Annotated in this window: 8 protein-coding genes; 1 reads left to right on the forward strand and 7 read right to left on the reverse strand. The window is 41.6% G+C overall.

Features of this window, described 5'->3' with window-relative positions; translation table 11 throughout:
* Positions 1-142: 142 nt before the first annotated feature.
* Genes QM917_RS00235 through QM917_RS00250 form a run of 4 tightly spaced genes read right to left on the reverse strand, consistent with a single transcriptional unit; the run spans position 143 to position 11792 of the window.
* On the reverse strand, positions 143-796 hold the full coding sequence (locus tag QM917_RS00235; RefSeq protein ID WP_414284234.1) for a hypothetical protein: 654 nt from the start codon (positions 794-796) through the stop codon (positions 143-145).
* Between the two features lies 1 nt (position 797).
* Positions 798-10487 (reverse strand): DUF6531 domain-containing protein, encoded by a 9690-nt coding sequence (locus QM917_RS00240; RefSeq protein WP_414284236.1) that lies wholly within the window; start codon positions 10485-10487, stop codon positions 798-800.
* The gene (locus tag QM917_RS00245) at positions 10468-11094 is read right to left on the reverse strand and encodes a hypothetical protein (protein ID WP_248035281.1); all 627 of its coding nucleotides are present in this window, start codon (positions 11092-11094) and stop codon (positions 10468-10470) included. The genes QM917_RS00240 and QM917_RS00245 overlap by 20 nt, the downstream gene beginning before the upstream one ends.
* Positions 11094-11792 (reverse strand): class B sortase, encoded by a 699-nt coding sequence (locus QM917_RS00250; protein ID WP_248035283.1) that lies wholly within the window; start codon positions 11790-11792, stop codon positions 11094-11096. Before QM917_RS00250 ends, QM917_RS00245 begins: the two co-directional genes overlap by 1 nt.
* A gap of 484 nt (positions 11793-12276) precedes the next feature.
* On the opposite strand from QM917_RS00250, the gene QM917_RS00255 reads away from it, so the two are divergent.
* Complete coding sequence (locus QM917_RS00255; protein WP_414284238.1) at positions 12277-13002, forward strand: 16S rRNA pseudouridine(516) synthase; 726 nt, start codon at positions 12277-12279, stop codon at positions 13000-13002.
* Positions 13003-13045: 43 nt separating this feature from the next.
* Here the strand turns inward: QM917_RS00255 and QM917_RS00260 are convergent, their stop codons facing one another.
* The 3 genes from QM917_RS00260 to QM917_RS00270 form a co-directional block, all read right to left on the reverse strand.
* Positions 13046-13273: a DUF4190 domain-containing protein gene (locus QM917_RS00260; RefSeq protein ID WP_153225054.1), complete on the reverse strand. Its 228-nt coding sequence runs from the start codon at positions 13271-13273 to the stop codon at positions 13046-13048.
* A gap of 173 nt (positions 13274-13446) precedes the next feature.
* Positions 13447-14820 carry an IS1182 family transposase gene (locus tag QM917_RS00265; protein WP_414284240.1) on the reverse strand — a complete coding sequence of 458 codons (1374 nt, stop codon included), beginning with the start codon at positions 14818-14820 and terminating at the stop codon, positions 13447-13449.
* 135 nt (positions 14821-14955) lie between these two features.
* Positions 14956-15183, reverse strand: coding sequence for a hypothetical protein (locus tag QM917_RS00270; protein WP_000660082.1), 228 nt, complete (start codon positions 15181-15183; stop codon positions 14956-14958).
* Between the last annotated feature and the right edge of the window lie 76 nt (positions 15184-15259).

Raw genomic sequence — 15259 nt, forward strand, 5'->3', positions numbered from 1 at the left:
TGATAACCCCTGTGGACCTGTTTGCTTGGTGAGACGTCCCAAGGCGTCATAGGCGTAGGTATAAGCCGCCTCATTTGGCTAAGTAAAATCTCCTGAAGAAATTCTTCAAGAGATTTATTAATGTTAATTAATACATTGTCTATTAATCCACATAAATACACATGCCTTCTAATAATTCCTTAGCTTCCTTAAATCCCTCTAATCCATATTTAGATAAGATTTCTACATCATCAGTCAGTTTAATATTTTGTTGTGGATTAGACACTTTTTCTTTGAATAATTTTACAACTAAATTCAACTCCGCTTTATTCATACCATAGTAATTTTTCCAATGCTCTAAACCAATTTCAAAAGAAGAGAGTTGAGGAATCAAAATATCCCCACCGTTAGAGAATATATCCTTCCAACTATCATTAGATTCTAACTCATTCCCGTTATTCCAGAAACAAGCTGTAATAATGGGGAGAATCTCTCCATTCCTTTCATCCAATAGATATTGCAAGGTCTCTTCCTCCGCCAATCGAAAATTTTGAACTGGACAATTTTCAAAATAGTATGTATAAGGAATAAAATGGCTTAAACGTTCACTATTATCAGAACGAATAGCACATACACAAACATCATTTTGAAACGTAACAGTTCCTCGACTGCCAAAACCATCCTGAACGGAATAACTAGTACCGTCCCAAGAGTGCTCAAAAGATAGTTCTGGAAATTTTGCGGACATAACTGCGCAAGAAATACTTGCTAAATAACATCCTTCATATAAAGTCTTTACATTTAAAGCATAAGACATCTCAATCACCTCCTGAATAATAATCAGATTTCATTCGATTCTCATATCTAGAAAGAACCTGTGCATTAGCATAACTATTAGAACCGCCTTTTGTTCTAGGAATAATATGATCTATTTGCCACTCGTTGGGATTAGGTGTAACACCTTTTTGACTTTTTTGAGGTCTATATAAAATTTCTCCAGATAAATCTGAGCGAACTACTCCACCATTTCTTACCATATTCTCTTTTATAATAGCTTCTTTTTGAGTAGCAGTAAATTTCTTACCAACGCCAACATAATTAGAATCTTGCAAATATGAGTAGGGGCTAGTAGCCGGTATCGTATCTCCTGAAGGCTTTACATAAAAATCCGGTTTAGCTGTAGTTTTAGGCGCTGGTAAAGCTAACACAGGATCTGGTGCCGGCAAGGCAAGTGGTTTACTAGTCGGCCCAGGCAATGCTAGTTGCTGTACAGGGGTTACATCCTTGCGTGGTCTCGTGACTGGTACATCCCCTGATTTCGGCTTCGTCGTCGCCACATCAGCTTTAGGAGCTCGAACTGTTCGGCTACTTACACCTTCTGTCACTGCGTTAAGGAAAAGGCTTGTACCAATGCTGGTTGGAGTGATCTGACCTCCTTGAGCCGCATCACTAATCGTGTCAATCACGGTTTCACCTACCGTATCAACCCCGTGACGCACCAGACCATTTGTCACACTTGAACTAGCTGCTCCGAGACCAGCCGTCAGACCTCCTGTAAAGGCTCCAGTGACCGCGCCTCCCTTGATACCTTCCCATGTATCTTTGAGGATAGTCTTACCATCTTTTCCTGATAAAGCACCTGAAACAAGGGCTTGGGTTCCTCCACCCGCTGCACCTGCTATGACTCCGACACCAACACCTGTCGCGACAGCCGCACCAAAACCAGTCAAGCCGACACTTCCGACTAATCCGGCTACCACAGGAGCCGCTGCTCCTGCAGTGGCTACAGACACAGCTACTGCTGCTACAGTCGCAGCTGCCACGATGGCAACCTTCTTCCAGTCGACATTTTTCACGAAATCAACGACTTGATTCTTGATCCGTTCGGCTGTTGTACAGACATGTTTCAAGGTATTCTGCAAGGCTGTTCCCCAGTTTCGGAGGAGATTCATACCTTCTCGGATGGTTGGGGAAGAGCTCAAGCCTGTTGCCAAGGCATAGGCAGACCGAACAACTTGTTGGCGCTTGGCTTCCATCTGAGCTACTGTTTGCTGGTATTTCTGTTGTACATAGTCACTGGCACTATTGTAGGCCGTTTGAACCTTATTCCACTGTCTGCCAACCCAATTCGATGCGCGATTATATTGAGTACTGATCCAGTTGGTTGCGTGGTTGAAAGCACTCTTGGTCGCATTCCAAGCCTTGGAGGCGAAACTCTTCACACCATTCCAGGTGTTTGAGGCCACTCTTTTCACAGTATTCCAAGTATTAGATGCAACCTTTTTCACACCGTTCCATGCATTAGAGGCTGTCTTTTTAACATAGTTCCAGCCTTTTTTGATACTGTTCCAGAAGTGCCCACTTGGGTCTGTATAGTTGACGGGGTTATTCTGCACATAACTGTAACGGTTCTGGCTGAGGGGATCTGTGTCCTCCCCTGGGTAGCTATCCTCGGTTAAGAAAGTACCTCCCTGACTATCATAATATCTTGCTCGTAAATAGTCAAGTCCAGTATCGTCGCGAGCTTCGCCGTTATAGGCGAATGGATTCCCTGTCGTGTCTGTGCTTGTCTTTCTTGCCCCATAGAGGTTATAGCTGCTTGATGCGACGGCTTGTCCATCCTTGGTCAAGCCTGTCACAGAGCCTGACTGGTTAGTCAAGTAGTTGTAGCTGTCACCTGTTTGGTTGTTGAGGTAGCTAGCTCGACCCTGACCATAGCTATAGGTCTCACGAGCCTTGCCATCATGATCATAGGTTTCGAGGACTTCTGTATGTTCACGATTGACATCGTTGACATAGTTGCGTTCCTCGTAGTAGTTGTAGGTATCCTCTCGTGTGGTGTAAGGGATCAGGACATCCTGAACCTGACTGGCATAGGTCACTTCTCCCTGACCCGGTAAGTTACCGAGTTCTGGTGGGGTGACCACAATCCCTTCCTTAGTTGCTCGATCCTTAGCCACTTTCTGGTGATAGGCTCTCGACACATCGTCAAAGATGCTGTGCCAGATGCTTCCTATCGTTTGCGGTAGAGCAGACAGGGCTTGGAGGACATTCTGACTAAATCCATACCAGAAGAGGGAGTTTTCTTCCCCACTTGGGGCTGTATATGGCGACTTACGACCTGACTTGGTATCCTTTGGCTTACGTTGGAAGAGTTGATAGGTGTTCTTGCCTTCCTTGCGACTAGCAGTGAAGACACGATTGTCATCCCCATCGTATAGCGCAGCCATGAGTAGACCCTTCTTGTCCTTGATCGCAAGCAAGCGATTCTCTGTGTCGTAGATATAGTCTAGCTTCTCTGAGTTTTTCTCAGAAGCGATGCGATTGCCATTCTTGTCGTAGGTATAGGTGATGGTACCATCTGGACTTTCTAGTTTGGTCAAGCGGTTATGGTCATCGTAGGTAAAGCGTGTCTGGCTCTCCTTACCATCGACTGTCTCGGTGCTGGTCAGTTTATTACCGGCTAGATCATAGGTGTAAGAGAGCTTGGAGAGTTCCTTACCAGATGCATCCGATACGGTCATGTTTTCCACTTGACCCAGAGTATCATAGGTGTAGGTATGGACTAGGGTTTCGCCATCCTGCTTGATGGTTTCCTTGGCAATGTAGCCACCATCATCATACTCATAGCCGTAGCTGGAGATGAGTTTGTCCTGCTTGTCCATGTGGCGGAGTTCAGTGAGACGGTGAGCCTTGTCATAGGTCAAGAAGCTCTTAGTCCCATCTCCTCGGTCAACCTCTGTCAGATCTCCTGCTGTGTTATAGCTATAGCTGGTCTTTTGTCCCTTGACATCTGTCACGGAAGTGAGACGATCCAGTTCATCGTAAGTATAAGAGACTGTACTACCATCTGGGTAAATCATCTTCGAGATATTGCCATAAGCATCATACTCGTACTGAATCAGGCTACCATCTCCCTGACGAACACCCGTGATCTCGCCTTCTTCGTTGGTCGCGTACTGACTAGTTCCTGTCAGGTCACTCATAGACACCCGACGACCATCCGCATCATAGGTATAGAGGACTTGACCCTCTTGTTTTTCAGAGTACTCCACCTTGAGCAGTTGATCCAGCTTGTTGTAGTCATAGCTAATGGTTTTCCCATCGGACTTGGTTACTTTTTCGAGCTGGTTATTGACATTGTAGGTATAGGTCTCCTTATCTCCAAGACTGGTCATGCGCTCCACTAGATTGGAAAGTTGGTCATAGCTGTAGCTTGTGACCTTGCCATTGCCATTCGTAACCGAAGTGACATTGCCCACACTGTCGTAGGTATAGCTAGAGGTAGAAGCCTTCTCTCCACTTCCTTGTGTCGCTGTAAGCAACTGATCCTTTAGGTCGTAGGTGTAGGTCTTGACACGCTTGCTTCCGGATGTGACACTGGTGAGGTTGCCATTGGCATCATAGGTCATGCTTGCGACGCCACCAGCTTCATCTGTGATCTTCGTGAGATGATTATCGTGGTCATAGCTATACTTAGTCCACTGGTCTGCCCCATCGCTTTCTGAGGTGAGGCGATTGAGGCTATCATAGGTCCGCTTGGTTACTTGACCGAGAGGATTCGTTTCCTCAAGGAGATTGCCATTCGGGTCATAGGTATAGGTCGTTTCGCGCTTGCCATTGATGGTTCGTTTGGTCACCTGACCGACTGGGTCATAGCTTGATTCCACTGTTCGACCAGTTGGCGTTTTGATCGTTTTTAGTTGATCGAGGGTCGTATAGTCAAAGGTGGTTGTAGCACCTGACGGCTTGGTCAGTTTGGCTAGATTCCCCGCTTCATCGTAGCTATACTTAGTTTCAAGGTCAAGGGCGTTCTTAGCCGTTAAGAGACGGCCAACCTTGTCATAGCTATAGTGATTGCTTCGATCGGATTGGTCTGTCTCTTGCACCAAGTTTCCAGACACATCATAGCTATAGGTTTTCGATAGTCCCTGTGGACCTGTTTGCTTGGCGAGACGTCCCAAGGCATCATAGGCGTAGGTGTAAGCTGCCTCATTTGGTAAGGTGCGTTTGGTCACACGACCATAAAGGTCATTGACATAGTTGGTACTATGACCGTTGGCATCTGTTTCTTTTGCCAAGCTACCTGTAGTATCATAGGCATACTGAGTCTCTCCACCTGTTGGACGTTTCTTGCTGCTGACACGGTTCATACTGTCATAGCTATAAGTCGTTGTATGACCTTCGCCGCTTGTTTCACTCAAACGATTCCCCAAAGCATCATAGCTGAAGCTTTGCTTGCTTCCTGTCGGAGCTACTGTTTCGATGATTCGTCCTAATGGGTCATACTTAAATGCTGTCGCTTGACCATTTGGATCTGTATAGAGTACCAATTTTTTATTGGCATCATAGCCATAGCTACTTGAATGGCCATTGGCATCTGTCATTTTAGAGAGGTTGCCAAGGACATCATATTCGTAAGTAGAGGTATTTCCATCGGCATCCGACTCTGTCACCACTCGGTTGAGGGCATCATAGCTATACTTGGTTTCACGTTTTAGATGATCGACGATCTTAAGCAGATTGCCGTTTTGATCATAGTGATAAGTCTTGGTCTTACCTTCTTGGTCTGTTGAACTTGCGACATTGCCCATGACATCATAGGTAAAGGTTTCGCTGGTCTTATCTGCGTAGACCACCTTAGTCAGTTGGTTGTCACCATTATAGCTATATTGGGTAACCTCACCCAAGCTGTTGGTTAAAGTGAGACGATTTCCTGCCTTATCGTAGGTGTAGGTCTCATTGAGATCCTGATTATCTTTTTTGTTCACTACTCGGTTGGCGGCATCGTAGCTGTACTCTGTTACCAAACCACTAGAATGCGTCTGCTTGATGAGACGATCAAGGGCATCGTATTCTTGTCTTACGGTAGTTCCGTCTGGAAGAGTCACTTCTTCCAGTTGAGCCGTTGAGGTATAGGTCATATTAGTGACATTGCCATTGGCATCGGTGACCTGAATCGGATAGCCCAGTTCATTATAGGTATACTGAGTCTTACCACCCAAGGCATCTGTCAATTCTGTCAACTGTTCCATCTGGTTGTAGGCCATCTTAGTGACATTGCCTAAACCATCTGTAATACTGGAAACTTGATTTTGGCCTGTATAAGTCGTGCTAGCAGTATAGCCTGCCGCATCTGTAAGACTATTTTGATTGCCATTGGCATCATAGGTCATGCTGGTGCGGTGACCCAAGGCATTGGTTGTTGCGATCAGGCGCCCTGCCTTACTATATTCATAAGTCGTTTCTTTTCCAAGGGCGTCTGTCATGGACAGGATATTCCCCATCGCATCCAACACATATGAAACACTGCTACCATCTGGGTAAGTCACACCTGTCACATTTCCCGATGCATCATAGGTATAGCTGGTAGTCTTTTTCTGTTTGGTTTCGCTAAGTTTATTTCCAACACTGTCATAGGTGTATGTCACTGTCTGACCTGCTTCATCGGTGTAAGATAGCACACGACCCATGATATCATAAGTAGTCTCTGCCTTTGTACCGATTGGATAAGAAACTGAGGTTACATTTCCTGCCGCGTCATAAGTATTTTGAGTAACTTGACCTAAAGCATCTGTGATAGTTTTAACGGCATTGTTTCTATCATCATAAGTCAAGCTGCTACTATTACCTGCTTCATTGGTTCGAGTGATAATTCGACCCAGTGCATCACGAGTAACGGTAGTCATTTGACCTGAAGCATTGGTTTCTGTTAGGAAACGACCCTTGCTATCATATGTATAGCTAGTAGCGTGTCCTTCTGCATCAGTCACGGAAAGCTGGTTTCCAACACCATCATAGGTGTAACTATAGGTTCCACCTTCTCCATTCGAAGCACCGACTTTACGGCCGAAACCATCATAGGTGAAGGTAGTCGTGTTACCATTGCCTTCTGTCACAGCTGTCACTTGACCTGCCTTATCAAAAGTATGGCTCGTCCCAACACCATCGGCATCTTTTTCGCTCAGCTTGCGCCCTTCTGCATCATAGGTAAAGGTCTTGGTCCCACCGAGAGGATTCGTAATGCTAGTGACTTGATTGTGTGCATTGTAGGTAAAGGTTGATACGCCTCCTAAAGGATTGGTAAGACTTACCAGATTCGCACCTTGATAGGCAAAGGAAGTTGTATGACCAGCCGCATCTGTTGTAGACAAGATGCGTCCTTGCTGATCGACAGTATAGGTAATCTTAGACCCATCTGGCAATGTTGTCTGGATTAGATTGCCATTTGCATCATAGGTATGAGCTGTTGATGCACCACTAAAGTCAGTGAGAGACAGAAGATGGTTCTTCTCATCATAGCTAGAAGTTTTTACCGCACCGTCGAAACGCGTTTCTGTTAAGGTGTTTCCATTGCTGTCATAGGTGTAGCGAGTTGTTTGCCCCGCTTCATTCGTCACGCTTGACAGACGGTTGTTTTCATCATACGTTTTTGAGACACTAGTTCCATCTGCATAGCGAATGCCAGTTGTACGATATTGCTCATCGTAAGTATATACGGTTTGATTGCCATTTCCATCGGTAGTGATTGTCTGACCTTCACTATAAGAAAGAGTTGAAACAGCACCTGCACCATCTGTTTGCTTGATGACACGATTTTCCTCATCGTACTCGTTTTGGATAACCTTGGTACCATTTCCATCATACCAGGCTGTCATACGTCCCTTATCGTCATATTCATAACGAGTAGGAACACCCGTCGCATCCGTATAGGTAATCAAATGACCATTCGTGTCATATTCATAGGTCAAAGTTGAGCCATTAGGGATTTGAATCGCACCAATATAGCCATCTGTATTATAGGTGATACTATAAACCAAGCCTGTAGGAGATGTGATCTTGGTCAGCTGGTAATTTTCATTATAATCAAAGCTTGTTTTATTACCTTTTTCATCCGTCTGGCTCGTTAAGAGTCCGTGATAGTTAAAGGTTTTCTCTTGATGATTGTGATCAACAATTCGGTATTCCTTTACATCATAGTCTTCTTTTTCGTCTCCGCCAAAGTCACCCTTCTTCGTTTCAACTGTTTTTACTTCGAGAGTGAGGTCATAGCCACTTGGAGCACGATATCCATCTCCATCCTTCGCAAACTTCAGGATGGAACCGTCTGTACGAGTATAGTAGATATTTTGATCTTCATCGCTTGATAACTGTTCATTAAAGGCAAATGACCAACCACGTCCAAAGAGACTATTGATGCCTGCTGCTTTAGAATTATAGGCGCGAGTAATTTCAAATTTGCCGTCAACATCAGTGATAGAAACATCTGTTCGATCTAGGTAGAAATTCCCCGTGTTTAGATTGATTGGCTCAAATCCAAATTCACAGTGAAGGCCACGCCCCATTAAAAGCCTGTCTATTTCCGCCTTGGTGTTGGATGTCAAAGCTGGTGGATTATAAGGTTTATCGGCATTCTTTCTTGGATTACGAATAAATAGGGTGTTATTTTGGACAAGCATCATATCTTGGATACGATTATCGTAAGCAAGTTGATTGAGTGGTACTCCATAGTATGTCGCAATCTTTGGAAGGGTATCAAACTGGGTAACTTTGTAAATCAAGAAAGTATCACTTGATTTTTTACCGCTGGTCTGACCATCCTTTTTACTCTCTGCGTCAATCGTATAAACCTTGTTTAGTTCAGGTTCTGTAAAAGGGACCTGAGTCTGCCAATTTGAGAGCTTGTCTTTATATTTAGTTGTTCCTTTTTCAAATGCTGCATCAAAGGAACTACTATCAGGGTATTTGTAAGAAAAACTTGCAGGGCTTTGTCCCTTGTAATCTTTCGCAGTATCACTAAGATTGTAATCAACCTGAGCACCCGGCGTTGTCAGACCATCCGCAAAGACTCCCTGAAATTGTAATTTTCCTTTCTTATCTGTCTTCACCATTGTCCGAAGATTGATGGTTGTGTTCCCTATTGGATAATTGACATCAACTGGATCTGGAACGGACCAATTAATCGTCAAACTTGGAGCCTTGTCTGGAGTAAACCCAATCTGTCCTGCATTTTCTGCCGTCGCTTCAGTTGTATAGAAAGCACCACCGTCTGAGCCTTCGTCGGTTGCAGCTACAACTAAACCATAGTTTGGTTCCAAACCTTGAACCCATGCATTTACAGTCTCGCGGATATCAAAGTTATGCATCCCAATCTTTTTACCACTGGTCGCATTCTTTCCTGCGATTTCCATATCAAGGCCCACAGAAGTATCCCATGTGAGGTTATTAATATCAAAGTCTTGTTTCAAGCGATAAGCTGCAAACTGGGTTGATTGAGAATCTGGAGCAGTGTATTCATAGATATTTAAACTCGCACTATCAATACGCGCTTCCTTAGGAATACTCTTTTGAAAATCGTAATTAATCTTAAAGTACATCCTTGCACGCCCGATGTCACGAACACCTGGAACACCCGCCATTCCGATCATTTCGGCTGTTAGATATCCAACATACCCATAAGAGTAACCTTGATATTGTCCATGTACAGATGAGGTAACAATGTCAAGAATTTTTTCTCGTGGAACTGTTACAGTCGGGTCTATCCGAACAGGATACTTACGTTCAGAATCAGACAACCACTCTTTACTAGCTGTGACTGTCACTTCATGACGTCCATCCCCTTTTTTCAATCCAAGAGTTAAGGCATTACTTGTAGCGCCTGCACTATCCACCATCATTGGGGCAGTTAGTACAAATAGGATCTTCGTTTTCCCCTTTTCACGGACAAGGATTTGATTGTCTTTCAAAGAAACATCATACTTAGATGCATCCAAACCATAAGTAAAGGAGTTCTTCCCACCCCACTCGGCTAGAATGATTTCTTCTTTGACTCCATTAGACTGTACCGTATATTGCACATCTGTTTTGCCATCAACATTGTTATATAAGATCGCATTCTTTTCTACAGTTGCTTGTTCGTATGTCTTATCAAGCGGATACAAAGAAATTTTATCATCCTTATGAGTAATATCAATGGGAGTCTCTTTTTTGACTTCGCTCGGAAGAACTACTCCTACTGGAGATTCTTTTGGTAGATAATAATGCTTCCCATTAGCATGATAAGAATAGAGAGATAAATCTACAGGAACTTCTACCCCTTCTTTATCAATATAGGTTTTAATATCACTACCAATATGCGTCACAAAGTGAGTATCATCAACCCGAAACAGTTGTTCTTGCCCACTAACCGCTACTGGTGCCCCGTATTGTTTTTTCAGCTCTGCCTCTGCCTTACTCTCTCCATTGATCACTTTGGGCTGTTGAAGGGCATCTCCACCATCTTTTGCTGGTTTTGATGAGGAGTCAACACTTGTCGAACCTTCCGTATTTGCATTTTCAGAACTAACAGTCTGGCTACTCGCCTCTGTAACAGCTTTTTTATAAGCTTCCTCAGCCTGGCCTTGTTTAATTGCTTGGTTTATTTCTTCCGCATAGATCAACGGCATGTTAGAAACAAACAAACTCAGCAATAATAACCACTGTATGGACTTACGCAGTCTTTTCATCATCATTCTCCTTTGTAAGATAAATAAAATAATAAAGTGTAAAAATTAAAATAAGAGCATCGCCGATGGATAAAACGAAAGAACCTAGTATTGGGAACCAAACAGCAATAGCTAAACAAAAGGCGACAATAAGCATGGATACCAGAACAGGTAGTCGCAATTGATCTACCCTACTTTTAATTGGTAAAGCTTTGTAAATACTAACCAGACTATAGGATAAGATTACTTTAAGAAAAGTTTGTACAATTGTAGTAAATGCCCAGATAGCAATCTTGACATGGCCATATTCCAAACTTGTATGATCGTATAAAACTTGACCCAAACCTCCGATGAGGATGCCACATAAAATTGCACTAAACAAGTAAATCAGAATAGTGTGATTTAAACGTTTATCTGATCGGTACTGCCTATAAAACCAGATTGTTATTGGAAAAATAAGAACTGTTCCTATTATTAAAAATAGTAGGCTGAATAAGGTTAGAATGAGTGATAAACCTTCCTCGACTATCACAGGGGAAATCGCACCTGTAAATAGAAGGCGTTGCCCCACTCCTAAAAACAGTAAGCCAGTAGCTAGTCTCCAAAACCTTGAGAGTCTTAATATTTTCATTATTCACTTGTCCTTTCTTTAACACTTTTTAAACGAGCAGTAACCACAAATCGTTGATCATTTCCAGTAGCATCACAGGTTGATAAGATTAAAAATCGATCTTTTTGAGGATCAGTAGCAATCTGACGATAGAATCCCCCATAGTCTGATGTTCTTATCTGTAATGTTTCTAAATAATATCTGAGGCCTTCTCGACTTCCTAATTTGAATGTATGAAAAAGATGATCATCTGTATAAGAGTGAGCTGCCATCACCTCATATTCAAAATGTTGAGTCAAGGTGTCAATCGTAATACGTTCATGCTCCTTAAAAAAAGCTGGCTTCGCAAAATAATCTAAAGACCCAAACATCGAATCATCTAACATAGCATGTCCGTAGATAATCGTGACAGGATCTTCAAATGTTTTTTTGTTAACCAGCTCTGTAAATATAGCGCCATAATAGGTCTCTTCACCATCTATATCATGAGAAAGGTAATAAGCATCATCCCTTGGATGCTGAGCAACCGGGTAATCTATTCGAGTCCCTTCAACTGTTAGCCAAGCAAAGACATCTGGATTCTGATGAAACTTCTTCTCAACTGCGTTTTGAGAATGTTGTTCCACAGCCATCTGTTCAAAGCCATCTAAGACTTTTAAACCTAAAAATAACACCACAATTATTATAATTAGTGATAAACTAAACTTCAAAATTTTCATGTGCTCGCTCCCATACTATCATTGTATCAGAAATCTGTATGCTTTGTAAATCCATTTTTTGTATAAAACGCCTTTTTGTTACAATATTTAGGAATTTTTGTATTCCCCTATTGTAAAATGAAGCCTAACAGAAAAGATAGGTTCATCTAATATACTAGAATTACAAAACTCTATAATAAACGATGGATATGTTTATTTTTTATTCTGATCAAAATTATTCATACAAATTCTGATTTCAAATTTATGCATCAGTATGCATCAGAAAGGATTGAAGCTTTTTGAAAGAATTCGTTACATTGACCCACTCAAAAAAAGAAATCCAAAAGATTCCTAGCTATAAATCTGCCAAAAACTATCGAGCTAGTCCAAATAACTTAAAAGATTCTCGATAACCATATGGACTAATTTGTCACGCTTGGCTTGACATTGCAAAAAAATTTCTTTCTCTTTTCAAAAATCCCGACTTGTGATAAGATAGGCTGGTATGCGTTTAGATAAATTATTAGCCCAGGAAAAAATCAGCCGTAAGGCCATGAAACAAGCTCTTTTGAAAAAAGAAATTTTAGTTGATAAACTCCCTGCTAGTTCCCTTGCACAGAATGTTGATACCGGGTTGCAAGAGCTGATTTTCAAAGATAGAAAAATCCAAGTATATGAACACACCTACCTCATGCTCCACAAGCCAAACGGAGTCGTAACTGCAAGCAAGGATAAAAAACTCCCAACGGTCATGGACCTTCTTCCTCAGCATCTCCAGTCTGACCAACTCTACGCCATCGGCCGTCTGGATCGGGATACGACGGGTCTCCTTCTCTTAACGGATAATGGACCTCTAGGTTTTCAACTCCTCCATCCTCAATACCATGTCGATAAAACTTACCAAGTAGAGGTCAATGGGCCACTAACTCCCGACCATATTCAAGAGTTTAAAGATGGGATTGTCTTTCTTGATGGAACTATCTGTAAACCTGCTCAACTTGAGATTTTATCCTCAAGCCTTAGTCTCAGCCAAGCCACTATCACCATCTCTGAAGGAAAGTTTCATCAGGTCAAAAAAATGTTCCTCTCTGTTGGTGTCAAGGTCACTGCTCTTAAACGAGTTCAATTTGGAGATTTTATATTGGACTCTGAACTAGCAGAAGGTGATTGCCGACTTCTAAACAAAGAAGAATTACAGGTTATTAAAAATTACTTAGAAAACAGTGGATAAAACAAAAAAAGCTTTAAACAAATAAAGCTTTTTAAAATCTAATTTAGCGTATAAATACCATGACACCTAAAATAAAGTGAAGTGCAGAAATTACAATCCCTAGGATGGACAGATTTTTTTCTATCTTATAGTCAAGCCCAGATTCTTTTTGATGTGAGTTAGCTAAGACTAGACCAATAATACCCAAAATCAAACTTACCACCGGCGACAGCAGACCAAGAATGATAGACAAGATCCCTAAAACAAGTGACGCTTTTTTCTTTTCTTGCATATTCTAAAAACTCCTTAAACTCATACAAATGAATAATACTATAAAAATTAGTTTTATCAATTGGATAAAACAAAAAAAGCTTTTAAAGATAAAGCTCAGAACGAAGACAAACGTCATTGTTGGCGTTTGTCTTTTTGTATTTTCCAAAATAGTTTGTCTCATCATCTACTAATCTATCCAAAAATTTGAATTTGAGAAAAATAAAAAGGGATAGTCTCTATCCATTTCACCAGTTTTTTGATATTTAAACACGCCAAAGTAAGCCCAACCTGATCCTCCATTTTGGACTTTCCTTTCTCTCTAGTGTATCTCAAATTATGGTACTCCTTAGCCGTCCCAAAGAGCCGTTCAATTGTTTCTTTGCGCTTCTTATAGAGCTCTTTCATTTCTCTTTGGTGACGAATCTCCTCACAAAATTCAAGGGCATCTTTCCAGACATGTCTCGTTACTACTTTTTGATGATTTTGGCTTTGGGTACAAACGGATAATAAAGGACAGGCAACACATACTTTGGGATTACTCTTATACTCACGGTAGCCTTCTCGAGTGGTTGTGCGATAGCTTAATACTTGATTCTCTGGACAAATATAAGAGTCATGACTTGCATCATAAACAAAATTACTAGGTCTTAAGTTCCCCTTTACTCCCTTTGGACGAGTATAAGGAAAGACAGGGATGATGTTACGTTCTAATAAATAATGGGCAATAGTTGGGGTCTTGTAGCCTGAATCCGCAATAATATAGCGTGGAGAGAAAGGTTCTAACTTTGAAAATAGGGCAGGGAAAGCCTGGCTATCATGAACATTTCCTGCTTCAACCGTATAAGCTAAGGCCCATCCATGCTTATCGCAAGCCACTTGGGCAGAATAGGCAAATACTTCCTTGTGTTCGCCCTTATGGAACCAACCACATTCGGGATCTGTCGTTGAGATTTTCTTTTCCTTAGCCTCACTTTCTTTTGCGGGCTTTAAGGACTTTTTTTCGTGTTTTTTCCGATCTAAATCAATCTCAACTGCCAATTGTTCACTCATAAATTTAGCTTGTTGGTCTACCATTTCCTTACGATACTTGTGACTATTAGCCGCCGCTTTGATATGGGTACCATCCACAAATATTTCAGAAGGATCAATTAAGCCAGCATACAAAGCTTGGTTGAGAACTTGTGAAAAAATCTCAGAAATGAGTTCTTTATCTTGAAAACGACGGCTGTAATTCTTCCCATAGGTAGTAAAATGAGGAACCTTATCATCTAAAGTTAGTCCTAGAAACCAACGATAGGCTACGTTTACTTCAATCTCTTTCATGGTTTGGCGCATGGAACGGATACCATAAAAACACTTGATCAAAGGAATTTTGACTAACATGACGGGATCAAGACTAGGACGACCATTATCTGGACTATAGGTATCTTCTACCAAGTCATAAATAAAGTCAAAATCAACCTTTGAATCTACTTGTCGAAGAAAGTGATCTTCTGGGACCAATTCGTCAATTGTATAGAAACCATATTGCTTACGGTTATAATCAGGTTTTTCTTTGTGAAACATAGGGAACACCTCACAACTCTTCTTACCTCTATTATACGACTTTACACAAAGAAAAGCCCTTAGAAACTTGACTTCCAAGGACTTTGTCTTCAATCTGAGCTTTTAAAGATAAAGCTTTTTTTGTTAGAATCCTGATTAGTGCATCATTAAAATGAGCCCTGCAACCCAGTTGACTACAGAAATTACAATCCCTACGATATTAAGAATTCGTTCTGTTTTGTAATCAAGCTCAGATTCTTTTTGATGTGAATTAGCCAAGACTAGACCAATGATCCCCAAAACGAGACCTACGATTGGAGATAGCAAACCAAGGACGATAGATAGGACACCTAAAACAAGTGATGGTTTTTTCTTTTCTTTCATCTTCAAAAAACTCCTTAAATTTTATACTAACAATTATACCATAAAAAGCCAAGACTTTATATTAAACATATGTGAC

It is taken from the genome of Streptococcus infantis (assembly GCF_047460685.1).
Taxonomy (GTDB): domain Bacteria; phylum Bacillota; class Bacilli; order Lactobacillales; family Streptococcaceae; genus Streptococcus; species Streptococcus infantis_AD.